This window comes from Fusibacillus kribbianus, from assembly GCF_030053595.1.
GTDB classification, from domain to species: Bacteria; Bacillota; Clostridia; order Lachnospirales; family Lachnospiraceae; genus Lientehia; species Lientehia kribbiana.
In genome coordinates this window covers 39,573-61,641 of the sequence record NZ_JASGBQ010000012.1, presented here as the reverse complement: position 1 = coordinate 61,641, position 22,069 = coordinate 39,573, and the positions used below count along the sequence as shown (strand labels likewise).

The following is a 22,069-nucleotide window of genomic DNA, read 5'->3' as shown; positions in this document are numbered from 1 at the left end:
AAAAGCCCCGCCCTGCCTTATCTTTCTTATTTTGATCATTCTGCCAAAGCTTATTCGACCGGTTCATCGCCAAAGCTGATGCCCAACAAACGTGCTTCTTCAATAATGGAAGCATTGGGATCTACTGTCTTTAACTTTCCTGCCACCTCTTCCAGGGGTGTCTTGGAAATCTCACGGCTCTTCACCGCCACCATATAGCCGTATTCCTTCCGGCTGATCATCTTGGCAGCCGCTGCTCCCAAACGGGAGGAAAGCACACGGTCATAAGCACAGGGAGCGCCTCCCCGCTGCATGTGTCCGGGAACGGTCACACGTACCTCGAGACCGCAGGATGCCTCAATCTGAGCTCCGATCTCATATGCGATAGACGGATAGGACATCTTGCCCTCTTTGGCCGCCTTCTCTTTCTTTTTCTTCAATTCCTTCTTGGTAAGCTTCGCGTCTTCCTTGGAGATCGCGCCCTCCGCCACCGCAATGATGGAGAAGTCCTTACCTGCCTTTTCACGCTTCTTAAGAGCGCTAATAATGGAATTGATATCATAAGGGATCTCAGGAATCAGGATAATGTCTGCACCGCCTGCCATACCTGCATTGAGGGTCAGCCAGCCTGCGCCATGTCCCATGATCTCAATCATAAATACACGGCTGTGGGAAGCAGCTGTCGTATGAATACAGTCAATGGCATTTGTGGCAATGTCCACCGCACTCTGGAATCCGAAGGTCATGTCCGTGCCCCAAAGGTCATTGTCAATGGTCTTGGGAAGACCGATCACATTGAGACCCTCCTCCCGAAGGAGATTTGCCGTCTTCTGGCTTCCGTTTCCGCCCAGTACAACAAGGCACTCCAGCCGAAGCTTTCTGTATGTGTGCTTCATGGCCTCAACCTTGTCCAGATCATTTTCATCGTGAACCCGCATCAGCTTGAAGGGCTGTCTGGAAGTTCCGAGGATCGTTCCGCCCTCCGTCAGAATACCGGAAAAATCCTCTGGCTGCATAATGCGGTAATTCATATAAATCAGGCCTTTATAGCCGTCCTCAAAACCAATGATCTCCACATCGTCATACATCTGATAAAGTGCCTTCGCCACGCCGCGCATGGTAGCATTCAGACTCTGGCAGTCACCACCGCTTGTCAGCATACCAACTCTTAACATAAAAACCGCCTCCCTTGTCTTATTATCAAAGTCACTCTTCGCGCCTTTTCAATTAGTTCTATTATATAATAAAGAGAGAGCGTGGGCAAGCATAAAGAAAATAAGTTTTGGGACTCTTTCAGATTCTTTCATTTTCTGCTATACTGTCTGTAAAAGATTTTTCCGAACTATCAATATCCATACTGTAGAACAGGAGGCGCTTGCTATGATCAACACATTCTGCAAAAAGCCGCTGTGGGAAGTCAGCCAGACTTTGGCCGCTGTAGCCGGAGGGTCTGTCCCCGCTGACATGGTGATTACCCACGCAAGGCTTGTCAATGTATGTACCCATGAGATCCAGGAGGACATCTCCGTGGCAGTTTCCTGCGGGCGGATCGCGCTGGTGGGCGACGCAGCACATTGTATCGGACCTGATACGCTGGTCGTCGATGCAGAGGGACAGTACCTGGCTCCCGGTTTTCTGGACGGACACATCCATGTGGAGTCGTCCATGATGGGTGTCGGGGAATATGCCCGGGCTGTGATTCCCCATGGCACTGTGGGCATCTATATGGATCCCCATGAGATCTGCAATGTACTTGGACTGGATGGTGTCAAATGCCTGCTGGAAGACGCCGCCAGAACTCCTCTGAAGGCCATGCTCACCACCCCTTCCTGCGTGCCTGCCGTACCCGGCTTTGAAGACACCGGCTCCTTCATCGGTCCCGATGAGGTGGCAGAAACCATGAACTGGAAGGAATGCGTCGGTCTCGGCGAGATGATGAACTTCCCCGGTATTCTCGGCTCCTCGGATCACGCCCACGGCATTACCGGCGCCACCTTAAAGGCAGGAAAAATCGTAACCGGCCATTATTCCATGCCGGAAACAGGAAAGGGCCTGAACGCTTATATCGCCTCCGGTGTCCGCTGCTGCCATGAATCCACCAGACCGGAGGATGCTCTGGCTAAAATGCGTCTCGGAATGTACGCCATGTTCCGGGAAGGATCCGCATGGCACGATCTCAAAGAGGTGGCCAGGAGTATCACCGAGCACAAGGTGGACAGCCGTTTTGCCACCCTGATCTCTGATGATACCCATCCACACACTCTTCTGGCTCAGGGCCACCTGGATCATATTGTACGCCGGGCGGTGGAAGAGGGAATCGATGCCATAACCGCCATTCAGATGGTGACCATCAACTGCGCCCAGTGCTTCCAGATGGATCATGATCTCGGAAGTGTGGCTCCCGGAAAATGCGCCGACATGGTGCTTCTCGACAATCTGGAAAGCCTCAATGTGACAAAGGTCTGGATCGACGGAGATCTGACAGCCGAAAACGGTGCCATGACTAAGGAATTTGCGCCCTATGCTTACCCGGAATGGGCGACCCACTCCATGCATGTTGGTGAAACGATAACAAAAGAAACCTTTGCAATTCCCGCAAAAGCCGACCAGGTGACCGTTCGCGCCATCGAAGTAATTCCCGCCAAGGTGGGGTCCTTTGAGCGCCATGTAACTCTGACCGCAAAGGACGGTCGGCTGGAATCTGATCCCGGTCAGGACGTGCTGAAAACAGTTGTTTTCGAGCGTCACCACAGTACCGGCAAGAAGGGCTTCGGCTTCGTAAAGGGCTTCGGAATCACCTGCGGCGCCATGGCTTCCACCGTGGCACACGATGCCCACAACCTTTTAGTCATCGGGACCAATGACGAGGATATGGCTTTGGCTGCCAACACACTGATCCAGTGCGGCGGCGGCATGACTGCCGTCCAGAACGGCAAGGTGCTGGGTACAGTTCCGCTTCCCATCGCCGGTCTGATGAACGACAAATCCCTCGAGGAAATGAGTCAGCTGGTGGAAAATCTGGAAGGCTCCTGGAAGCAGATCGGCTGCTCCATGCCGTCTCCCTTTATGACCATGGCGCTGATTCCTCTCGCCTGCCTGCCGGAGCTTCGTCTTACCGACCGCGGGCTGGTGGACTGCACCACCTTCCAGTTTGTTCCTCTGGAGGTTGAAAACTAAAGATCTGCACTTTCACTGCACAAAAAGGGGAGCCCTCAAAGGCTCCCTGAATTTTTATTTTAATCCGCACATCCTGCGTCGAAAAACGCACCGCAAACGTTACCTTTACAGCCTGCTCGGCCCAGGCTGCCTCACGGCACACAGGAGATCCTGCTTAGTGCTGCTCCATTCCTGGCCTGACACGGTTCACAGGGTCCTGTTGCGTAAGACCCAGACTTCAACGCCGCTTATAAAGGGCAGCTTCACAGTTTGTGATCCTCGGCAGGATATCACCCCTGCTATAGCGGATTGCAGGTACAGGACACCGCTAACTCCCCAGCTGTGCGGAAATTTTATGACAAAGTCGTACCCTGACAGTATACCCCGGAAGTGTTCTTTTGTCAAATCCTTTCTTACTGCTGCCCCTCGGTACTCATCTGTTCCTGTCGTTCGGCCTCTGCCAGACGTTCCCGTTTTTCTTCCTTAAGGCGCAGCCTGAGGGCTTTAAAAAAGTCCTTTAAAAGCCGGGAGCATTCTTCCTCCATGACTCCCCTGACCACCTTCACCTGATGGTTGAATTCCGGCATTTCCAGAAGATTGAGAATCGATCCGGCGCAGCCCGCCTTGGGATTCATGCAGCCGATCACCACCTCAGAGATCCGCGCCTGAACCAGCGCACCGGAGCACATCTGACAGGGCTCCAGTGTCACGTACATGGTACAGCCCTCCAGCCTCCAGTCCCCCAGCTTTTTGCTGGCCTTTTTGATAGCCTGAAGCTCCGCATGGGCAAGAGTATTTTTGTCGGTGGTACGCCGGTTATAACCTCTGGCAATGATCTTATCCTCGTATACAATGACACAGCCGATGGGCACCTCTCCGATGGCTGCTGCTTTTTTTGCCTGCCGGATGGCCTCCTTCATATAATAAACCGAGTCTGCCATACTTATCTCCTTTGTTTTATTCTGCCCGGAAAATCCCGTATCCGCGGCCGGACTGATTGTCCAGAATCGTTTCCATATCGTCATAGGTCACGTCTGTGTTGATACCCGGATTATTAACGATGACTTTTCCATCCTGTGTAAGGCCTGCCAGCGTCACATAATGGTACACATGGGCATATCTTCCTCCGGTTCCGCCGGGCTTCATGGACATGACGATTTTTGCGCCGCTCTCCAACGCCTCCCGAATCTGCTTTCCTGTGAGAGAATCCACTCCCGCCTCCACCGAAAGTCCGTAGTCTGCGGCGGCCGCCGCACACATTTTCCCTCCGTAGGAGCCCTGAGACCTGCTTCTGCAGGCATCGTTGTCGTATCGGGCTGCCACCTCTGACGGAGTGATCCGCCGGCCCTCAAAATAGGATAACACCATGGCAATGGCTGTCGGACAGCAGGCATCGCTGGCAAGCGTCCCGTCACCGAACGGCTCTGCTCCCCATTCGATGGCTCCCTGCTTGTAAAAAGGAAGGGGAGACCAAAGAAGGCTTTCCGACTGACGCTTCTTAATTTCTTCGCGAAAATCCTCTTCCCCCATGGTCAAAAGTTCCTCGCATTCCCGGCGGCGTTCCTCTGTCCAGCCGTCCCATTCCACCGGTATCCGAAACTGGCAGTAATCCGTATCGTAGATCTCTTCCCTGGGCCGGTTTTTCAAAATTACGGTGACCCGGTACTGACCGTCAAGGGCAGTTTCTGTATTTTCCACCGCTTCCGTCAGGACAGCGCTCCCGTTTCCAAGGAGATCCGCAGCCCCTGCAGCCAGGGAAAGCAGCTTCTCCACTGCCTTTTCCTGATACTTTGTCCCGACCACCTGGTAGGTATAGGTTTCCTTCCAAAGATTCTCCGCGTACCACTGGCAGACGATCCTGTTGTAAAACGTATAGCCGCGGTAAACTGCCGTCATGGCCAGAATCTGTCTGGATGCATCCTGAAAGCCTTCGGCATGGACAAAGCTCTGTCTTTCTGCAGGAATCCCTGCCCTTTCCATTTTTTCCGACTGGGCGGCCTGCCAGGATGCTTCCATTCCCTGAATGGAGGCAAACAAAGCGTCCAGATCCGCTGTTCCGATATCTTCGGTAAATATTCCGTCGTTCCCGCCGTGATCACAGCCAGGCCCAACGAGAAAATCACCGACCGCTGCGGTTCCCGCAGTACTAAACGGATCCTCCGCCTGAAATGCCGCGAGAGAACGCATGCAGTCTGAGAGGATCAGGCACACCGCCGCCAGAAGAATTCCTGTCCGCATTACCGTTTTTCTGTCTTTTCCTTTCTGCATGTTACCTCCTCAAACCGGCAGTTTTGCTGTCAAAAAGAAAGCTGCTGCAAAATACGGTTCATTTCACAGCAGTCTTATAATACTATTTTACATTTTTATAAATCTGCTGAGCCTCGGTGATACTGGAAGCCAGCCCCTGGTTCAGAATGTCGATCAGCTTGTCCAGTCTCTCCTGACTCATGAACTCCTGACCGATGTACGGCCCGTAATTATCCGTAAAGGCAATGGATTTCTGCTGGACACTGTTTCCCACCTCTCTGTTGGCTGCAGTTACCTGATTCAGCTGGACTGCCAGATTCTCAAGCTTCGCCCGGTTATTTTCAAAAATCTCCTTCTCCAGTTCCTCCTGGGTTTTCTTCTCAAACACTCGGAGCGCCTCCTTCTTTCTCTCGGCGATATCCTGCAGCTCTCCTTCAATCTTGGAGATCTCCTTGTCATACTTGCCCAGATTGTAGATGGATTCGTTTTTATCCTTTTCAATGGCCTTGATGATAACACGGATCTTTCTCTTGTTTGCTTCGATCATGTCACGGTTTTTCCGCGCATCCTTCATGATCTCCAGGTGGTTCACCTTGGTCTTGTTATTGATCAGAATATAAAGGCCAAACAGCAGGACAATCGCAACAACATAAATGACAATCAGGAGCCAGGGCTTATGATTGGGAATCAACAGGTAAATACCGCAGGGCAAAATCAAAAACGCAATGAGGAAAGTCAGAAGAAAAATCAGGACCTCCTTTATGCCTTTGGTAAAAAACAGGGAATAATAAAATTTTGTATTGCAGACGGCGGGAATGCCATTCTGATGAAACGCCGTGGAATTCTGAAGCTTCAGCTGACGGTTTTCCTCCCGAAGCTGAGCCGTCTCATTGCTGATCCGCTCCTTGACCCCCTGATTTTTCGCCTTCTCCCGACGCGCTCTCGCCTTTTTCAGCTTATCCTGCGTCTTACTGATCTCGCGGTCATAGCTTACGGTGATCTCATCCTTGCGTTTATGGATCGTCGATGTAATTTCATCCTCTACAGACTTTTTTTCTGCTGCCAGAGTCTTCGTCAACCGTTTTTCCTCTGCCTGCAGGCGGCTGCTCTTTCCTTTCTCTGCCTCCAGCTCAGCAAGGGCCGCTTTTGCTTCCTGAAGAAATCCCACATTGTCCTGTATTTCCCGTGCCATGGTTATCCTCCTGTATACAACTCGCCTATTTATACTAGTTTACACCACTTTATGCCCACAGGCAAGCCTTTTTCATACGGGACGGTTTAAAAGACAAGTCAAGACCACCCGCTTAGCAGGTGGCTTGTTCTGCCCCTATAAGGGGCTGTTGCCTGCTTGCGCCCGGAAGGCGTACTGAAGGTCTGACAACTGCACCACATTCACAGCTCCCCCTAAAGGGGCTTATTCAGTGCTTCCTTACTCCGACGCAGCCCCAAAAGAGGCTTGCTGGTTTGCTTTGACTTCCTACTACCACTCCAAGTGGTTTATTTCTTGTTTTTTCACCGGCTCACCCGTAAACGGATCGATATACTCTACTAATGACATTTGATCGTATTCTATATCTTCTTTCAACTGATTCTGAATATACGCTTTGATTGCAGCTGTATTCTTTCCTACTGTATCTAAATAATATCTGCGACACCAGAAATGTCTGTTTCCATACTTGTACTTTAAATTCGTCTATATTATCATCTATATTACGTTTGGCCATCAAAAAACAGTATTTTGCCACCTTATCTTTCCCTTGCTTTCTCATAAATTTCCTTATAAAATAATCTATATTATTCATTAGCATAAAACTGATTCTTTTAATATAAAACGCTCCGGATAACCATATTATTCATTTACTTCATTTGTCAATCATAAGGAGGACTGATACCTTGTTTCGTCTCTGGGGAAAAGAATTTCACAATAACCACCTGGTAAAAGACATCGTGATCTGCAACGATGATCCCTCTTTAAACCGTACCCGAAAGGTATTTCAAGGTCTGGAGGAAATCTGCGTTGCCTTTGATCTGAGCGTCCCCATCTGGCTGGACTCCACCGTCGACGATTTTCGACGCCACTCCAAATGCCGGTTTACCCAGGATTGTTTTATTGAACAGATTGAATTTGACTATCTGGAAATACAGATTATTGAAGAAGATTAGAAATGCAGATATTCAGACAAAGGGGCATCCGGCACTCAGACGGCTGTCCGTATGACAGCGCATCCGTATGGTTTTGATCATATGGATGCGCTGTTGCTATCATTCGCACAAAGCAGCAGGCAATCTTCCGTTATTCATACAGATATTCCTGGATAATATCCTCGATCAGATGCTCTTCCTCTTTTGTCAGCTTCCGGCCTCTGCCGCCTCCCCGACGGCCCGACGCGATCCGTTCCAGCCGTTTTCTCAAAAACTGTGCATCCTGCTCTCTGGCTGCCGCTTCCTCCGAAGCGCCGTCAACAGATCCCGTTTCTGTTTCCAAAGCGGATGCCGTTTCTTTCGCTGCTCTGACTTCCGAAACAGCCTCGGTATCGGAAGTATCTTTAAGCTCTGAACCCGTTTCCCGGACTGTTCCCTCCGTTACAGGCCCTCCAAAAGCCGCCAGCCCTGTCTCCAGCCTGGGTACCAACGTATTCTCAAAATAGTCCCGGATGTACAAAAGAAGACGTCCCTCTTTGCCGGGAGTATTGCAGATGCTTTCCCAAAGGACCATGGCGCCTCCCAGCAGAATGCCGGCCGCGCTGTACAATGCCACCATTCTTGTTGTGCGGGCATACCAGTAAGTCATAAATGCCGCCGTCAGGCCGCCCAGACACACAAGTGCTGCAGCCAGACTGTTAAAACGGGAGAGGCGGGAGAGGCGGATTCCCATAAATTTATATTGTCCCAGGTTTTTCTCTACATATACCGGAATGTTTCCGATTCCGCTGTTTGAACGGTATGTGTTTTCAAATTTGACCTTCCACTGTTTCAAATACTTATCCTTGGCTGTTCCCATATTCTGCGACTGTTTGATGAGCTTTTTGTATCTTCCGTTTACCAGGAGCTTACTCAATATTCCCAATACGCTGACAGCCAGCATAATATAAAGCACCTTTCCTGTCTCCAAAAACTCCAGTAACATGATGATTCCCCTTTCTCATCCGGATCCGGTCCGGTTTTTCTGGTTCCCGTTTCGGGTATCCCTTCTCCACGTTCCGCGGCAGCCGTGAATCGGGATCTGCTCCGGCCGGGCCATGATCGGCCTCCGGAGATTGTCCCCATTGTATACCACAAAAACACAGGATGAGAAGAAAAATCGTTCGTATTTTTCCGACAGAAAATTCCATGAACCTTTACAACAGCTTTTCCTTTACAGGTTCAGGTGCTTTACCATATCCTTCATAAGTGCAACGGTATGGGAAATAGCCTTTGCTTCAAACTCCGGATAATCCATGGATGCACTGTCGTCCGCCTTATCGGAAATGGCCCGCACCACAAGGAAGGGAATCCCGTTAAGGTAAGCGGCCTGTCCAATGGCAGCTCCCTCCATTTCCGTGCAGAATCCGTCAAAGGTATTTACCAGCCATTCCTTCTTTTCCCGGTCCGCAATAAACTGGTCCCCGCTGAGAACACGTCCCCGAAAAGTCCTGATATCCGGATTTACCCGCCGGCAGCATTCCTCCGCACAACGGATCAGCTCTTCATCTGCCCGGAAGGAAAGGGTATCCATCCTGGGTATCTGTCCTGCAGGATACCCAAAGGCCTCCGCATCCATATCATGCTGAAGCGTATCTGTAGAAAGCACAATATCTCCGATATCGATCTGCGCTTTCAGAGATCCCGCAATTCCTGTATTAATAACCGCCTTTACCCCATAAACGTCCGCCAGTATCTGCGTACAGACTGCCGCATTGACCTTACCGATCCCGCTTCGCACCACTACCACCTGACGGCCATCGAGGGTTCCCCTGCAAAATTCCATGGAAGCCCTGGTATCCACGGAAACCTGTTCCATCGCTTCCTTTAACTGATTAACCTCTTCTTCCATGGCGCCGATAATTCCTATCATATTTGATTCCTCCTGCCGTTTCTTTTTCATTATCATACTTTGGTTCTGACATTATTATATCCATCCTCCGAAGCTCTGGCAATGAAAAAGATGGTGCATTTCTCTGATTTTGTGTTATACTTGCATAAAAGGAGGTAATGAAATTTATGAATACTTATAAAACCCGCGGCGTCTGCAGCCGTGAAATCCGTTTTGAAATTGAGGATAATAAAATAAAGACTGTTCAGTTTATCGGCGGCTGTTCCGGAAATACTCAGGGTGTTTCCCGCCTGATCGAAGGAATGGATGTGGATGAGGCCATTCGAAGAATTGACGGCATTGATTGTGGTGGACGTGGAACCTCATGTCCCGATCAGCTGGCAAAGGCATTAAAGGAATATAAAGCTGCAAATTAAGCCTCAGGAGCATATCATGAAAAAAATTATTTTAACCGGCGGAGGTACTGCCGGACATGTCACCCCAAATCTGGCTCTGATTCCCGCACTGCTGGAACAGGGCTATGACATCCGCTACATCGGTTCCTATAATGGAATTGAAAAAGAACTGATTGAGAAGGCCGGAATCCCTTATCATGGAATTTCCTCAGGTAAGCTCAGACGCTACTTCAGCCTTAAGAACTTCACGGATCCCTTCCGCATTCTGAAGGGTTATTCTCAGGCGGGCAGAATTCTGAAGGAACAAAAACCGGATGTGATCTTTTCCAAGGGAGGCTTCGTGGCAGTTCCCGTGGTTCTTGCCGCAAAAAAGAAAAAAATTCCTGTCATCATCCACGAATCGGATATGACACCGGGGCTTGCAAATAAACTGTGCATTCCTTCCGCCCGAAAGGTATGCTGCAACTTCCCTGAGACCTTAAAGTATCTTCCTTCCGATAAGGCGGTCCTTACCGGTTCGCCGATCCGAAAAGAACTTTTAAGCGGCTCTCCCCTTGCAGGCTTCAAGTTCACCGGCCTTTCATCTGAAAAACCTGTGCTCCTTGTCATCGGCGGAAGCTTAGGCTCCGTAAAGGTCAATACCGCTGTACGGAATATTCTGCCGGAGCTTTTGAAAACATGGCAGGTCATTCACCTGTGCGGCAAGGGAAATCTGGATGAATCTCTGAAAGGGCTGAACGGTTATGTTCAATATGAATACATAAGCTCGCAGCTCAAGGACCTGTTCGCCATGTCGGATCTGATGATCTCCAGAGCCGGTGCCAACTCAATCTGTGAGATTCTTGCTCTGAGAAAGCCCAATATCCTGATCCCCCTGTCGGCTGCTGCCAGCAGAGGAGACCAGCTTCTCAATGCGGAGTCTTTTAAAAAGCAGGGCTTCAGTGAAGTGATTCTGGAAGAAGATTTAACCGATCAGGTACTTCTGGAAACGATCCGGAAGGTTCATGCCAACAGGCAGGACTATATCAGAGCAATGAGCGGCAGCGACACAGCTGATGCTGTCGGAACGATCATAAAGCTCTTGAATGAGGCAGGCGGCAAATAACCGCCCGCCCCATTTTCATTTGTCATTTCAATTCCTGCCGGATGCACTCTGCCAGCTCAGCCAGTTCTTCCTTTGTCGGCTGTCCGGGTTCCCAGCTAACCATTCTGGGGCCGCCCTCATAGCGCGGTATGATATGCATGTGGAAATGAAATACCGTCTGTCCCGCTGCCTCTCCGTTATTCTGTACCAGATTGAAGCCATCACAGTGAAGGCTTTTTTTCATGGCAGCGCCAACCTTTGCCGCCACAGCCAGCACCTTTGCAGAGGTCTCCTCATCAAGTGCAAGAAGATCTGCAAAGTGATTTTTGGGAAGGATCAGCGCATGTCCTTTTGATGCCGGTCCCAGATCCAGAATCACCCGAAATAAATCATCCTCATAAAGAGTTGCCGCCGGAATCTCACCGTTTGCGATTTTACAAAAAATGCAGTTTTCCTCTTTCATATTCTTCACTCCTGTCTTTTCTTATCACGTGGGTCTTTCCCCTCTCTCTAGTTTACCCTTCTCCTCCCCATTTGTAAACTGCTGCTTAGGCAAAAGGAAGGCCCTCCTCCTCAATTCCTTCCGGAATATCCATAAATCCGCTGTTTTCCTTTTCCTGTGAAACAGCCCGGACGGACGTCCCCCTGCTTTCCGCAAATTCCTGCTTATTTATCACCACCTCTGTCGTATAAACCTTCTGTCCGTCCCGATTGGTATAGCTTCCCGTCTGGATCCGCCCTGTCACAAGGAGCTTCGTTCCCTGATGAAGATATTTTTCTGCAAATTCTGCATTTCTCTGAAAAGCAACACAGGAAACAAAATCCGCCTGCTGTTCCTCATTATTTTTTCGATATCCCCGATTTACGGCGAGCGTATACCTGGCGATCGCCATCGCAGTGTCTCCCTGGCTGTACCGGATATCCGGTTCTCTCGTCAGTCTGCCCATCAAAATCACTTTGTTCATTTTGGTTCCTCCTGTTTATCGTTATATTGTTTCCGTTTTGTACAGACATACAGTCCGCCCAACAGCACTGCCGACAAAATCATACCGGCAGCCGGAATGCCCAGAGAATGAGCGTCTCCGGTAGCCGGAGCGCTCAAAGAATGGGAAACTCCGGTAGCCGGAGCGATCAGAGAACGGGTGTCTTCCATATCTGATACGGTTTTTATCGGTATCTGCTGATCATTCATAATCACCGTCTGAATTTCAGCAGTATCCTCCACCTGAAAGAAAATGTCTTCTGCCTCCAGATATCCGTCCGGCGGCAGCTCTTCATGCAGCCGATAGGTTTCTCCTGCCTTCAGCCCCTCGATGACATGCGGCTCCTCCTCCGACACCCATTCCTCTATGACTTCTCCCGCTTCATTTGTAATCTGAAGCCTTGCTCCCGTAAGTTCCTCTCCGGTCGCCATATCCCGTTTGGAAATTTCCACTCTCGTGACAGCATCCTCCATCACCACCTGTTGTACCTCTCCGGTATCCTCCACCATAAACAGGATCGGCTCCGCCGTTACATAGCCCGGAGCCGGCAGAAGCTCTGTCAGAAGATAAGTTTCCCCCGCCGTCAGTCCTTCGATGACATGCGGCTCCTCCTCCGACACCCATTCCTCAATGATTTCGCCTGCTTCATTTTTGACCTGAAGCCTTGCTCCAGAAAGCTCCTCTCCTGTTGTGATATCCCGTTTGGAGATTTCCACCTTCGTGATGTCATCCTCCATCACCGCCTGTTGCACCTCCCCGGTATCCTCCACCGTAAACGGGATCGGCTCCGCCGTCGCATAGCCTGGAGCCGGCAGAAGCTCTGTCAAAAAATAGGTTTTCCCCACTACCAGCCCCTCAATGACATGCGGCTCCTCCTCCGACACCCATTCCTCAATGATTTCGCCAGCTTCGTTTGTGACCTGAAGCCTTGCTCCCGGCAGTTCCTCTCCGGTCGCCATGTCTTGTTTGGAGATTTCCACCCTCGTTATAGCGTCTTCCATAATGATCATTCCGGTATTTTGCTCCACTGTAAACGGAATGGCAGCGGCTGTCGCATACCCCGGGGCGGGCAAAGCTTCTGTCAAAACATATTTCTGTCCCACCAGGAGACCTGCAATTGAATGGGGTTCCTCCCCGGAAATCCAGGAATCCATCTCCGTTCCATCAAAAGCCGTCACCTTCAGAGCTGCTCCCGGCAGTTCCATCCCCGTACCTGCAGCCTGTTTGGAAAACTTCACTTCTGTCCTGGCAGGTGTGATACTGACCTTTATATCTGCAAAAACAGGTTCGTAATATCCACAGGTCATCATATCCTGCAGGTTTTCGGAAACATAGGCAAAGCCCGTGCCTGATAAGGCTCCCGAAAGCGGCTTTACCAGCCGGATACTCCCCGTTCCACCCTGGATCCCTGTGGCTTTTATGGTCAACCCGTTTCCATTCCGGGATATCTGAAGAGGTCCTGAAACCTCCTGAACCTCCATGGTGCTGAACACCCCATTTTTATCTGTCAGGGTAATCTCCTTTCCGGCTTCCAGAGAAATGGCTGAGCTTCCAAAATCAGGCGTTTTCAAATAAAACTCTACCTTTTCTTCTATGGCAGCATAATACGTCTGCAGTACTTCTTCCGATGTGATCGTTCCGGTGGAAATCCACTGGGTTCCCGTCTCACCATTTCTTTTCATCACATAGCTCCAGATCAGAGACTGGGCAGCCGCCCAGCCATCAAGGCCCCAGCCGGAATGGATCCCGAAATAGCCAATCAAAGACAATCGGTTTGCAAACTTTTTATCATTTCCAAAATACTGATCCAGTGTGCTCCACTCTGTTCTCGGTCCTCCTACCCGGTTAGCATGTGGTTCAATACAATATAAAAGCTCTCCGCTGTTCTCCTCAAAATAATACCAGCCCGGACTGGTATGACCGTCAATATAATGAAACAGCCATCCCTCCGGCTTTGCGCCCGTAACTGCAATTCCCTGCGGATGGGCTCTGCCTGCAAGAGGAACTGACATCACTCCTGTGATAATAATCAGAAAAATACTTATCATTCTTCTTTTTTTCATGTGGTTTCTCCTTCATTACAGCTGTTTTTCCGGCTCCTCTGTCGATTTTTGTCGACCGATTCTATTTGCCTTATACTGCCTGAAATGTTACTCTTTGCTATGTGAAAATTTGATGAATCATCATGAGAAAGGTCTGATCAAAATGAAAAAAGATATTGGAAATATAATAGAAAAGCTTCTGAAAGAAAACGAAAGGCTTCAAATGGAAAATCAGGACCTGAAACGGCACCTGGAAGAAGCAGGAACCAACCTGCATATGACTCTGTCTACAGTCTCCCACGAGTTATGCAATACTCTGACCCTGCTCATGGGCACCTCCAGACTTCTGGAGCAGGAGCATCCGAAGATCACCTCCGATGAAAACTGGATCAATCTTTGTTCCGACCTGACCCATATGCAGGCCTTTCTGGCAGATCTGACCGCTTTCGGATCTGCGCAGGAAATAACCCTTTCCAGAGAACTACTGGATTTGAACAGTATGATGAACGAGATCTGCCGGACCTGTCAGCCTCTGTTTGACAGCCTGCACAAACGGCTGGTATTATCCTGTCTGCCGTTCCCTGCCATTGTATATGCAGATTCCGGAAAGCTTTGTCACGTATTCACAAATCTCATCAAAAACGGTCTGGAAGCTCTTGGAACAGAGGGCACCGTGTCCCTCCGGATAAGAAGTGCATCAAAAGAAGAAGCTTCTGTCATTGGTTCAAAGGCCGTCGCTGTCGAGATCAAGGACAGCGGCAGCGGTATCCCCAAAGATCTGCTTGAAAAAATTTTTAAACCCTTTTATACCAACAAGCCGCAGGGAACAGGACTGGGGCTCCCCATCGCCCGGGCAATCATTCATGCCCATTCCGGTACTCTGACAGCTTCGTCACATCCCGGAAAAGGGAGTGTTTTCACGGTTGTTCTGCCTGCGCTTCCGACTTCCTCCAAATAACAGTCCGCACAAAAGCCCGACAGCAAGACCACCCACATGGGCCGCCACATTTATACCTGTGTTGACAAAGCCGCTGTAAAGCATCAGAAAGATCATAAGAAGCACCCGTTCTCTGCTGAACCCCGGTATGGATCCCCGCTTTCGGAAAACAAGACAGCAGAGGACACCTACCAGTCCATATACCGCACCCGATGCTCCTGCTGACACCACAGTCGCTCCCTGCAGGTGATACCACCATACAGCCGCCGCATTTCCCACCAGGCCGCTGATCAAATAGGAGATCACAAACCGTCCCCGTCCCAGGCGTTCCTCCAGCATATCACCTACAACAAACAGCATCAGAAGATTACTTCCCAGGTGATAGATATCAAAATGCATAAACATGGAAGTCAGTATACGGAAGGGACTTCCCACATAAGTCCCTTTTGCCATATAGAGGGCTCCCCATTCCACCATTTTTGCCGTGCTCTCCACAGCTCCCACGGCCATCAGAAGCAGAAAATATACAATATTGGCCGCTGCCAGCGCGATCGTTGCATATGGATAACGTTTTTTCAAAACCGGTGCTGAATCATTCATCATTCTTCCTCTTTTCCTGAGGACACCTTACCACGATTCTGCACCCATGTCAAACGGCTCCTTCCTCCGATGCTCCATTTTATCATGACCAAACTCCCGGAATTCATAGATCAGTCCCGCAATCCAGAGACGGTCCCCATGGGCCAGTCTGCATTTCTCATTGGGTCTCAGCGGCTTTTCATTGAGACGGGTTCCGTTGGTCGAATTCAAATCGGTGATCCAGTAACATCCATCTGCATGGTCAAGCTTCAAATGCATTCGGCTGACGCCGTAAAATTCCGGACGATAATCCATATCTGCCTGTGTACCAATATAAAAAGGGAACTTTTCAAGCCGTATCGGTTCCCCTCCGGGAACAGAGGTAAGCACAGGAATACTGACTATATCTTCCTCCACATAAAGAATCTGCGTAGAACTTGTTTCCTCCATCCCACGACTGCTCCACCTGAGTTCTTCCGGCTCCAGGCTGCGAGAAGGCTCCGGTTCCAGGTCATCCCACCACTCCTCCGTGACACCCCTTCTTCTTCGGAAAAGTTTGCCCCAGAAAGACTTCACTCTCCCTGACCGCTTTCCCGGATTCTCTTTCTTTTCTGCCATCGGGCTCTCTTTGGCAGCATCCGGAGGATCTGAAGTTTGCGGAATTTTTTCTTCCCTTATACCGGAACTTTCTCTGAAACAGTTTAAAAGCTGCTCCGGTTCCGGTTCTTCCCTGCCGCAGATGCCAAACAGCCGGAACAGAAGCTCTGTCAGCTGCCGGTCCTCTCTGTCCGACCGTTCCAGTAGAAAAAGGATCAGTTCCTTTAAATGCTCTCCAAAGTTCCCCTCCTGTTCCTCACAAAAGAAAAAACGCGGCTTTTGCGGCTCCTGATACCAATACAGAAATTCCGGCTTAAGGATCACCTTATCCCGATCCAATAAATAAGAATCCAGTTTTTCAAGAAGTACAGCCAGCTGCCCAATCAGCTGCTTTGTTTCCTCCTTTGTGACAGACCGAACTTCAAGGAGACGGACAAGGGGCTGCGCTCCTGTAATATCATATCCGTAATACCGATCGTGATCCTCCCATTCCGTATAAAAGCCGGCCAGTCCGGGAATCCGATTCCGTCGTATCATTTCCAGCTGACCGCTCCAGTCTCCTGTACCATGAAACAGGATATAATTACGGCCCTTCTCCCTCTTGTATGACACGTTCCTCTGTATATACTCCGTTTTTAAATCCCCGCAGGCGGACATACTGCTCTCCATATATCATTTCCACCTCCTCCTTTTCTTTCCCATGGGCGGATAAAAGCCGAAACAAGTCCGGGACCATGGAAGACAAAAACCTGCTTTGCCCTTCACAGGTTACAATGATTTTGTGAAGATTTCGGCACACCCGTTTTTCCTCCTGTGTCAGAAGCAGCCGAAGATCCGACTCTTCCTCATCATCGGCTTGAAGCTTCTGAAAAGCCTCTCTCTGAGCTGTCTCATGAACCCAGGCGCAGACCATCACCCGGTCATGCAAAAGCAGCGCGCAGGATACGACAAACAGGATGAGACCGATGCCCATCGGAAGAAGAAAAGCAGCCTCCGCCGTATAACTCCCTCTCAGCCTGAAACGTCTCCCCCATTTTTTCATCCGACCAAACTCCTTTCCGTCTCTCCGGCATCCCCTTTTCCTCTTAAGACACATGTGCAGCGAGAACCAGCCTGCACAGATAACCGGCCAGTACGAATGGTGCAAAGGGCAGCTCCTGATTTCGCTTCTTCCGAATGATCATCCAGAAAAGCGCTGCCGGGACCATGAGAAGCAGGCCTCCCTCCAAAAGAAGAAGACTTTCCCTCCACCCCATCAAAGCTCCCACTGCCATGATCAAAAAACCGTCGCCGCTTCCGATCTGTTCCGGAAACACCTGGGATAGGACAAACAGAAAAAGACCGGGCAAAAGATTGAAAAACAAAAGACTTCCAAGGCCACTTTGAAAAAGCTCCATAATCGTCCCAAGAACCGATCCGGCCATCAAAAGCCAGAAGGGAAACTTTCTGATCCACAGGTCCAGACCGCTGCATACCACCAGAAGTGCTGCAAAAACCCCTGTTCTGATTCCGTCTGCTGTCATACCTCTTTCCTACCTCCTATCGTCCGCATCTTGTGCAGGCTCCCAGCCCTGCTGCTTCTGTCTTGGCAATCTTCATGACCCATCTGTTCAGGCCGCTGCAGTTTCGTATGCTGTGATACCTTCTTCCCGAATCGGCGATATAGACTATCTCGGATACCGTCATTCCCTTCATACATGTTTCGCAGGGCTTATATTTATCCCCGTCACTGTTTCGCAAACCGGAAAGGGCTCCGGACGATACTGCCCTCACGGACAGCATCAGATACGTACAGTCTCTTCTGTCATGATAAACTGTTCCATTCGGAGTCACATAGACATATTCCGCATCCTCTTCGCTTTCCCCGCTACCTCTTTGTTCGATATAACTCTGACCTGTCCAGAATCTCCTTCGGCATCTTTGCAGATAACGGCCCCGCAGCGGTCCCAGAAGCGAGGCATCCGGCCCCGCCTCAAAAACTGCCGTCACATCCAGGATCTCCTCGTCCCCGTCATTCCTGTTTTCTGTCAGGCGGATCCCACCGGTTCCAAGTGTGATTCCGGTTTCTTTCCCCTCCAGTTCACTTTTCATCCGCATTAAAAGAACGCCTGACGACCAGTCAGAAGGCACTGTTTGACAGACGGTCTTCCGTACCTCCTTTTCCAATGCAAACTGAAGCTCCACCTGGAATTCCATCAGATAAAAGAAATAAAACAGAAGATTGACCGTCAGCAGGAAGAAGCTCATGAGCAGAGCTGCCTCCAGTGTCATGGAACCGCGGACATTTTTTGATGCCCTGCCTGATCGTTTTATCCGGGAGGCAGGAGCAGACACCCTTTTCCGCAAAAGAGAGTTGATTTTTTCGGGAATTATCACCGATTTCAGACTTATTTTACTTTGCGCTTGGAGAGATGTGTTTTTGTTTGCTTTCCCGGGCAAGAATTGGAAAGCCGTTATTTTGTTTTTTGAATGAGAGTGTTTTGCCGAACCGGCAGAATGATTTACGGAAAAGGGCATCTGTCCCCACCTCCCTTCCATGAAATGCTCAATCATAATATCCATAAGCAGCCGTTTTAGAAAACACATAGCAGGAATCGACCTGTTCCATTCGCATCGGAAAAGGCAGCCTTAAGAACTTCGGCTCTGCCTGAAACTGTACCTGTACCCTCCCGTAAGAAACGCAGTTTTCCATAAAAAATCCGGAATCTTCGCTCCTCAGATTTGCTTCCATGACATCCATCATCCGAAAGCACTGATCTTCCGTTTTTTCCATCAGTAAAAGCACTGCAAGATAGGCCCTGTAGCTCCACATACTGTCCTTTTCTCCGGAATCAAGCTCGCAGGAAGCCGCATTGGACGCTCCCTCCAACGACAGTCTCCAGTCTGCAGACGATTTGATCAACGGTACTTCTCCTCCTTTCAGAAGGACCCGCACGTCGCAGACTGCTTCCGCAAAAGCCCATGCTCCCAGAAGAACACCTTTCACAGCCTTCACCAGCGGATAAATTCCTGTAAAACCCACCAGCGAAACAGCTGCCAGTTCTGCCTCCTCCTGCTTTTCCCGATCTCCTAAAAGATACAGAAAATTTAAACCCGTGCGTACTGCCAAAAGCTTTTCCACTGCAGCAGCGAGGTTTTCCCGGTCAGTTTCGTTTTTCCCCAATATGTATTCCACCTCGTAAGCCAGTACAGAAGTTTCCTCTTCATTTCCGTAATATCCCAGATGCGTGACTGCATACAGAGCCGGTATCCCCCACAGTGCGCTGCCATCCGCTGTTCCCACCGTATTCTGCACGTCAGACGGATAAGAAGTCTCCGGAAGGGATTTGGCCGACACAGTCTTTGTATCTTCCAGAACCAGGCCGAGAATACCGGCAGTTTTCCACTGCTTTACCGTATCCAGAAGAGAACTTTTTTGCTTCTCCGCCGCACCTATCCCATCCGGAATCACATCAAGTTCCCGACTCCCCAACCGGATCACCTCACAGAAATCCTCGCTGACGTTTCCATCTTCCCAGATCGTTGTCTTTCCAAGGCGTTCTGCATTTCTCTGCAGAAGTTCATTCAGATCATCTGCCGCAGTCCTCCTGGTTCCATTCTCCTTCGTATATTCCTTCAGATTTTCCAGCTCTGACTCCATCTGTTCATAAGAGGTCTGACTGACATGCTCGCGTTTTTCCAAAAGCAGGACTTCCTCCCTCTCCAGCTCCGTTTGAAGCTCTTTCGCCTGCAGGCAGATTTCTCCGTAATACTGTGAAGCAACGGCCGCTGTCTCCTCTGCACACTGTCTGACTTCGGCAATCAGCGCTTCCCCCGATGCCTCCTTAAAGGTTTCCGACTCCAGAGCATCCTCCAGACTTTCATAGACCTCCTTCAGATGGCGGCCCTGCTTTTCCATCCTTTCATAATCCTCCTCTATGGAGGTAACCTGTTCGGTGCAGCCCGCCAGCTGTCCCATATAATCGGAGACTGTCTCTGCCTCTGTGAGAAGCTTTGACTGTTCCGCCAGCTGCTCTGCCAGTTCCGCCATTCCATGGCTTTTCATATCCTCCTCCACAGCCGTCATAAATGCCTGACCACCATTGTCAACGGCGGTGATCAGCTGCTCAAATTCCACCGTTTTTCCCTGAAAAGCATACAGATTGATTCCCCCTGTGCCGGTTCTCTTTTCCGGCTCCTCATAATAGGACAGATAATCCCGCATGGTTTCTTCCATCCCGGGTCCGTCTGCCAGAAACAGAAGATGATATCTGTCCCACAGAGGCCGGTAATAGCCGGCAAAGACGGACTCCAGAGCTGACTGCTCTGCCTGCGCTGCCAGATAGGAAATTGCCGCCTGCCGTGCCGATTCCAGCGCTGTACAGATGAGGGCAAGAAGCGTTGTGAGAAGCAGCGCAAAAAATACAGTAATACTTCCCCGGCAGGATTCTCGCTTCATCAGTAGATATCTGCCGCCGAGCTGTTGATCCGGATAAAAATTCCCTTCACCAGCGCAGTCAGCTGCTTTTTGAAGATCAGGACCAGCGAGATCAGGACCACCAGAATCAGGATGATCTCCACGACTCCCACTGCTGTCTCCTCCTGCCAGATATCCGGAACCTCTTCCCTCCTATCTGCAATCTCTGTTTTTCCAAAGCACTTTCCCAGTTTCATAAGCTCTCCTTTCTCCTCCCGCCTAAAAGGATAAAAACGCGGGTACCATAATCACAGTCAATACCATAAAAAGCATCATAAACATCGGCAGCATCAATTTCGTTTCCGCTTCCTCCGAAAGCCGCCTTGCCAGATTTTTTCTCTCCTCAAAGGCAGCCTCCGCTTCCTCCCTGAGCCGCAGCACAAGACCGGTCGTTCCCTGCTTCAGGTTCTGCTCGAGAAGCGCGCCAAACTTCATATAGGCGTGAATGCCGCAGCGCCTGCCGAATTCCCCGTAGGCCCGGCTCTCATACATCCCATTTTTCATCTGATTCCAGGTGATCCGCATTTCTTCATATACATATCTGGGTTTCTCACCCTGCTTTCTCCTCTCCTCATATTCCTTCACCATCCTTTCCCACACATTTCTGGCTGCCAGCCCCGCCTGCAAAAGCACGGTAAACTTTGATACAAACTCCGGGTAATCCAAAAGCATCTCTGTCTCCCTTCCCTGCAGCTTCTTCTTTTCCTTCTGCTTTTCACGGAGAATCAAAAGTACACAGCACAGTACGGGAATTCCAAACAGCCAGATACCTCCTCCTGTCTCCGATTCTTCATACCAGGTCAGAGGCTCCCCATCGTACTGATCCGGCAGTTCGATCCTGACAGCTTCTTTTTGTGTTTCCAGTTTCTCTTCTATTTCCTTTTTGATCCTTTCCAGAAACACTTCTTCTTCCGTTTGTTCCGGTGGACAGACCGTAAGCTCAATTTCATATTCGCGGCTGTATTCTCCGCAAACTAAAGTGAGTTCGTAAAATCCCGTCTCTCCCTCCTCCAAAAGTTCTCCCGGAAGCTTCTTCAGTTCCCCCCAGTCATCAAACAACTCCGGAGTCTTCGACCTCCAATCGGCAAGGACCCGGCCTCCCAGGGCCTTTTCCGGAAGGCTCAGAGCTTTCGTCACATGTCCGATACTCTCATTTTCCCCCAGCATGCTTTTTAAGACCTCCTTATAGGCTGCCTCCAGAGCTTCCTCCGCCTCTTCTTCTGTATAGATCCGTTCTTCAACCAGCACCTCCACAGAAAGGGGAGCTTCCTTTCCTTTTTGAACTTCTAGCTCATATGCCGTTTCCGGTTCCCCGTAATCCGGCCGTTTCAGCCAGTCCACTCTTTCCGGCTGCTGCCGCAGCCACAGAACTGCAAGGCAAAGCAGACAGCCGGTCAGGAGCACGCCTCCGGCCAGAGCAAACAGGCCTCCATCAAGTCTTCGCAGATACTCCTCCGGCTCCTCCCGGGGATGAAGCCGACGACAAATACGGATCCGCTCGGCAGAAACAGGCGGTTTCCCACATTTCATTTTCAAATTTCTGTATTTATCCACCGCCCACAGGCTGACTTTCCCCATAAT

Annotated in this window: 22 protein-coding genes, 1 other RNA gene and 1 pseudogene; 5 read left to right on the top strand and 19 right to left on the bottom strand. The window is 50.1% G+C overall.

The features are described 5' to 3' along the window. Positions 1-50: 50 nt before the first annotated feature. Positions 51-1,154 carry a 6-phosphofructokinase gene (locus QJ036_RS08160; protein WP_283230895.1) on the bottom strand — a complete coding sequence of 368 codons (1,104 nt, stop codon included), beginning with the start codon at positions 1,152-1,154 and terminating at the stop codon, positions 51-53. 205 nt (positions 1,155-1,359) lie between these two features. Between QJ036_RS08160 and ade the strand changes: the two genes are divergently transcribed. Then, positions 1,360-3,156 carry an adenine deaminase gene (gene ade, locus QJ036_RS08155; protein ID WP_283230894.1) on the top strand — a complete coding sequence of 599 codons (1,797 nt, stop codon included), beginning with the start codon at positions 1,360-1,362 and terminating at the stop codon, positions 3,154-3,156. Between the two features lie 64 nt (positions 3,157-3,220). On the opposite strand, the gene ffs is transcribed toward ade, so the two are convergent. The 5 genes and pseudogenes from ffs to QJ036_RS08130 all read right to left on the bottom strand — a co-directional run. Further along, an RNA gene (ffs, locus tag QJ036_RS08150) (signal recognition particle sRNA large type) lies at positions 3,221-3,483 on the bottom strand. A 65-nt stretch (positions 3,484-3,548) separates the two neighbouring features. Further along, positions 3,549-4,076, bottom strand: coding sequence for a tRNA adenosine(34) deaminase TadA (tadA, locus tag QJ036_RS08145; RefSeq protein ID WP_283230893.1), 528 nt, complete (start codon positions 4,074-4,076; stop codon positions 3,549-3,551). Positions 4,077-4,092: 16 nt separating this feature from the next. After that, complete coding sequence (locus tag QJ036_RS08140) at positions 4,093-5,403, bottom strand: C39 family peptidase (RefSeq protein ID WP_283230892.1); 1,311 nt, start codon at positions 5,401-5,403, stop codon at positions 4,093-4,095. Positions 5,404-5,485: 82 nt separating this feature from the next. Further along, on the bottom strand, positions 5,486-6,574 hold the full coding sequence (locus QJ036_RS08135; protein WP_283230891.1) for a hypothetical protein: 1,089 nt from the start codon (positions 6,572-6,574) through the stop codon (positions 5,486-5,488). 288 nt (positions 6,575-6,862) lie between these two features. Then, a pseudogene (locus tag QJ036_RS08130) lies at positions 6,863-7,072 on the bottom strand (transposase); the annotation flags it as partial. A gap of 203 nt (positions 7,073-7,275) precedes the next feature. Here QJ036_RS08130 and QJ036_RS08125 point away from each other — a divergent pair. Next, positions 7,276-7,545: a hypothetical protein gene (locus QJ036_RS08125; RefSeq protein WP_283230890.1), complete on the top strand. Its 270-nt coding sequence runs from the start codon at positions 7,276-7,278 to the stop codon at positions 7,543-7,545. A gap of 130 nt (positions 7,546-7,675) precedes the next feature. Here the strand turns inward: QJ036_RS08125 and QJ036_RS08120 are convergent, their stop codons facing one another. Continuing rightward, positions 7,676-8,509, bottom strand: coding sequence for a hypothetical protein (locus QJ036_RS08120; protein WP_283230889.1), 834 nt, complete (start codon positions 8,507-8,509; stop codon positions 7,676-7,678). Positions 8,510-8,737: 228 nt separating this feature from the next. Then, complete coding sequence (locus QJ036_RS08115; protein ID WP_283230888.1) at positions 8,738-9,436, bottom strand: 5'-methylthioadenosine/adenosylhomocysteine nucleosidase; 699 nt, start codon at positions 9,434-9,436, stop codon at positions 8,738-8,740. Positions 9,437-9,582: 146 nt separating this feature from the next. On the opposite strand from QJ036_RS08115, the gene QJ036_RS08110 reads away from it, so the two are divergent. Both QJ036_RS08110 and QJ036_RS08105 read left to right on the top strand, forming a co-directional pair. Further along, on the top strand, positions 9,583-9,831 hold the full coding sequence (locus tag QJ036_RS08110; RefSeq protein WP_283230887.1) for a TIGR03905 family TSCPD domain-containing protein: 249 nt from the start codon (positions 9,583-9,585) through the stop codon (positions 9,829-9,831). A 16-nt stretch (positions 9,832-9,847) separates the two neighbouring features. After that, positions 9,848-10,915: an undecaprenyldiphospho-muramoylpentapeptide beta-N-acetylglucosaminyltransferase gene (locus QJ036_RS08105; RefSeq protein WP_283230886.1), complete on the top strand. Its 1,068-nt coding sequence runs from the start codon at positions 9,848-9,850 to the stop codon at positions 10,913-10,915. A 22-nt stretch (positions 10,916-10,937) separates the two neighbouring features. Here the strand turns inward: QJ036_RS08105 and QJ036_RS08100 are convergent, their stop codons facing one another. The 3 genes from QJ036_RS08100 to QJ036_RS08090 form a co-directional block, all read right to left on the bottom strand. Continuing rightward, a complete protein-coding gene (locus tag QJ036_RS08100) occupies positions 10,938-11,357 on the bottom strand; it encodes an HIT family protein (protein ID WP_283230885.1) in 420 nt (139 codons plus the stop codon). Positions 11,358-11,442: 85 nt separating this feature from the next. Beyond that, on the bottom strand, positions 11,443-11,859 hold the full coding sequence (locus QJ036_RS08095; RefSeq protein WP_283230884.1) for a single-stranded DNA-binding protein: 417 nt from the start codon (positions 11,857-11,859) through the stop codon (positions 11,443-11,445). Continuing rightward, positions 11,856-13,940, bottom strand: a complete 2,085-nt coding sequence (locus QJ036_RS08090; protein WP_283230883.1) for a SpaA isopeptide-forming pilin-related protein — start codon at positions 13,938-13,940, stop codon at positions 11,856-11,858. The genes QJ036_RS08095 and QJ036_RS08090 overlap by 4 nt, the downstream gene beginning before the upstream one ends. A gap of 142 nt (positions 13,941-14,082) precedes the next feature. On the opposite strand from QJ036_RS08090, the gene QJ036_RS08085 reads away from it, so the two are divergent. Further along, a complete protein-coding gene (locus tag QJ036_RS08085) occupies positions 14,083-14,877 on the top strand; it encodes a sensor histidine kinase (protein WP_283230882.1) in 795 nt (264 codons plus the stop codon). On the opposite strand, the gene QJ036_RS08080 is transcribed toward QJ036_RS08085, so the two are convergent. From QJ036_RS08080 to QJ036_RS08045, 8 genes are all read right to left on the bottom strand, one after another. After that, positions 14,812-15,459, bottom strand: coding sequence for a rhomboid family intramembrane serine protease (locus QJ036_RS08080; protein ID WP_283230881.1), 648 nt, complete (start codon positions 15,457-15,459; stop codon positions 14,812-14,814). The genes QJ036_RS08085 and QJ036_RS08080 overlap by 66 nt on opposite strands. Before the next feature lie 24 nt (positions 15,460-15,483). Beyond that, positions 15,484-16,644: a DUF6382 domain-containing protein gene (locus QJ036_RS08075; RefSeq protein WP_283230880.1), complete on the bottom strand. Its 1,161-nt coding sequence runs from the start codon at positions 16,642-16,644 to the stop codon at positions 15,484-15,486. After that, entirely contained in the window at positions 16,616-17,074 is a 459-nt protein-coding gene (locus QJ036_RS08070; RefSeq protein ID WP_283230879.1) for a TadE/TadG family type IV pilus assembly protein, read from the bottom strand. Before QJ036_RS08070 ends, QJ036_RS08075 begins: the two co-directional genes overlap by 29 nt. Before the next feature lie 43 nt (positions 17,075-17,117). Next, positions 17,118-17,555 carry a prepilin peptidase gene (locus tag QJ036_RS08065; RefSeq protein WP_283230878.1) on the bottom strand — a complete coding sequence of 146 codons (438 nt, stop codon included), beginning with the start codon at positions 17,553-17,555 and terminating at the stop codon, positions 17,118-17,120. Between the two features lie 16 nt (positions 17,556-17,571). Next, on the bottom strand, positions 17,572-18,279 hold the full coding sequence (locus QJ036_RS08060; RefSeq protein WP_283230877.1) for a hypothetical protein: 708 nt from the start codon (positions 18,277-18,279) through the stop codon (positions 17,572-17,574). A 298-nt stretch (positions 18,280-18,577) separates the two neighbouring features. Continuing rightward, positions 18,578-20,470, bottom strand: coding sequence for a DUF5702 domain-containing protein (locus QJ036_RS08055; protein ID WP_283230876.1), 1,893 nt, complete (start codon positions 20,468-20,470; stop codon positions 18,578-18,580). Further along, complete coding sequence (locus QJ036_RS08050; RefSeq protein ID WP_283230875.1) at positions 20,470-20,685, bottom strand: Flp1 family type IVb pilin; 216 nt, start codon at positions 20,683-20,685, stop codon at positions 20,470-20,472. The genes QJ036_RS08055 and QJ036_RS08050 overlap by 1 nt, the downstream gene beginning before the upstream one ends. 22 nt (positions 20,686-20,707) lie before the next feature. Beyond that, complete coding sequence (locus tag QJ036_RS08045; RefSeq protein WP_283230874.1) at positions 20,708-22,066, bottom strand: hypothetical protein; 1,359 nt, start codon at positions 22,064-22,066, stop codon at positions 20,708-20,710. Positions 22,067-22,069 lie beyond the last annotated feature (3 nt).

What these genes read in the sequence shown, in the direction of transcription:
- QJ036_RS08060 (WP_283230877.1), bottom strand. Translation starts at nt 18,279, where the DNA reads ATGAGCTTCTTCCTGCTGACGGTCAATCTTCTGTTTTATTTCTTTTAT.
- QJ036_RS08110 (WP_283230887.1), top strand. Translation starts at nt 9,583, where the DNA reads ATGAATACTTATAAAACCCGCGGCGTCTGCAGCCGTGAAATCCGTTTT.
- QJ036_RS08070 (WP_283230879.1), bottom strand. Translation starts at nt 17,074, where the DNA reads ATGAAAAAATGGGGGAGACGTTTCAGGCTGAGAGGGAGTTATACGGCG.
- tadA (WP_283230893.1), bottom strand. Translation starts at nt 4,076, where the DNA reads ATGGCAGACTCGGTTTATTATATGAAGGAGGCCATCCGGCAGGCAAAA.
- QJ036_RS08095 (WP_283230884.1), bottom strand. Translation starts at nt 11,859, where the DNA reads ATGAACAAAGTGATTTTGATGGGCAGACTGACGAGAGAACCGGATATC.
- QJ036_RS08100 (WP_283230885.1), bottom strand. Translation starts at nt 11,357, where the DNA reads ATGAAAGAGGAAAACTGCATTTTTTGTAAAATCGCAAACGGTGAGATT.
- QJ036_RS08115 (WP_283230888.1), bottom strand. Translation starts at nt 9,436, where the DNA reads ATGATAGGAATTATCGGCGCCATGGAAGAAGAGGTTAATCAGTTAAAG.
- QJ036_RS08050 (WP_283230875.1), bottom strand. Translation starts at nt 20,685, where the DNA reads ATGAAACTGGGAAAGTGCTTTGGAAAAACAGAGATTGCAGATAGGAGG.
- QJ036_RS08105 (WP_283230886.1), top strand. Translation starts at nt 9,848, where the DNA reads ATGAAAAAAATTATTTTAACCGGCGGAGGTACTGCCGGACATGTCACC.
- QJ036_RS08080 (WP_283230881.1), bottom strand. Translation starts at nt 15,459, where the DNA reads ATGATGAATGATTCAGCACCGGTTTTGAAAAAACGTTATCCATATGCA.
- QJ036_RS08140 (WP_283230892.1), bottom strand. Translation starts at nt 5,403, where the DNA reads ATGCAGAAAGGAAAAGACAGAAAAACGGTAATGCGGACAGGAATTCTT.
- QJ036_RS08055 (WP_283230876.1), bottom strand. Translation starts at nt 20,470, where the DNA reads ATGAAGCGAGAATCCTGCCGGGGAAGTATTACTGTATTTTTTGCGCTG.
- QJ036_RS08135 (WP_283230891.1), bottom strand. Translation starts at nt 6,574, where the DNA reads ATGGCACGGGAAATACAGGACAATGTGGGATTTCTTCAGGAAGCAAAA.
- ade (WP_283230894.1), top strand. Translation starts at nt 1,360, where the DNA reads ATGATCAACACATTCTGCAAAAAGCCGCTGTGGGAAGTCAGCCAGACT.
- QJ036_RS08160 (WP_283230895.1), bottom strand. Translation starts at nt 1,154, where the DNA reads ATGTTAAGAGTTGGTATGCTGACAAGCGGTGGTGACTGCCAGAGTCTG.
- QJ036_RS08085 (WP_283230882.1), top strand. Translation starts at nt 14,083, where the DNA reads ATGAAAAAAGATATTGGAAATATAATAGAAAAGCTTCTGAAAGAAAAC.
- QJ036_RS08065 (WP_283230878.1), bottom strand. Translation starts at nt 17,555, where the DNA reads ATGACAGCAGACGGAATCAGAACAGGGGTTTTTGCAGCACTTCTGGTG.
- QJ036_RS08090 (WP_283230883.1), bottom strand. Translation starts at nt 13,940, where the DNA reads ATGAAAAAAAGAAGAATGATAAGTATTTTTCTGATTATTATCACAGGA.
- QJ036_RS08120 (WP_283230889.1), bottom strand. Translation starts at nt 8,509, where the DNA reads ATGTTACTGGAGTTTTTGGAGACAGGAAAGGTGCTTTATATTATGCTG.
- QJ036_RS08045 (WP_283230874.1), bottom strand. Translation starts at nt 22,066, where the DNA reads ATGGGGAAAGTCAGCCTGTGGGCGGTGGATAAATACAGAAATTTGAAA.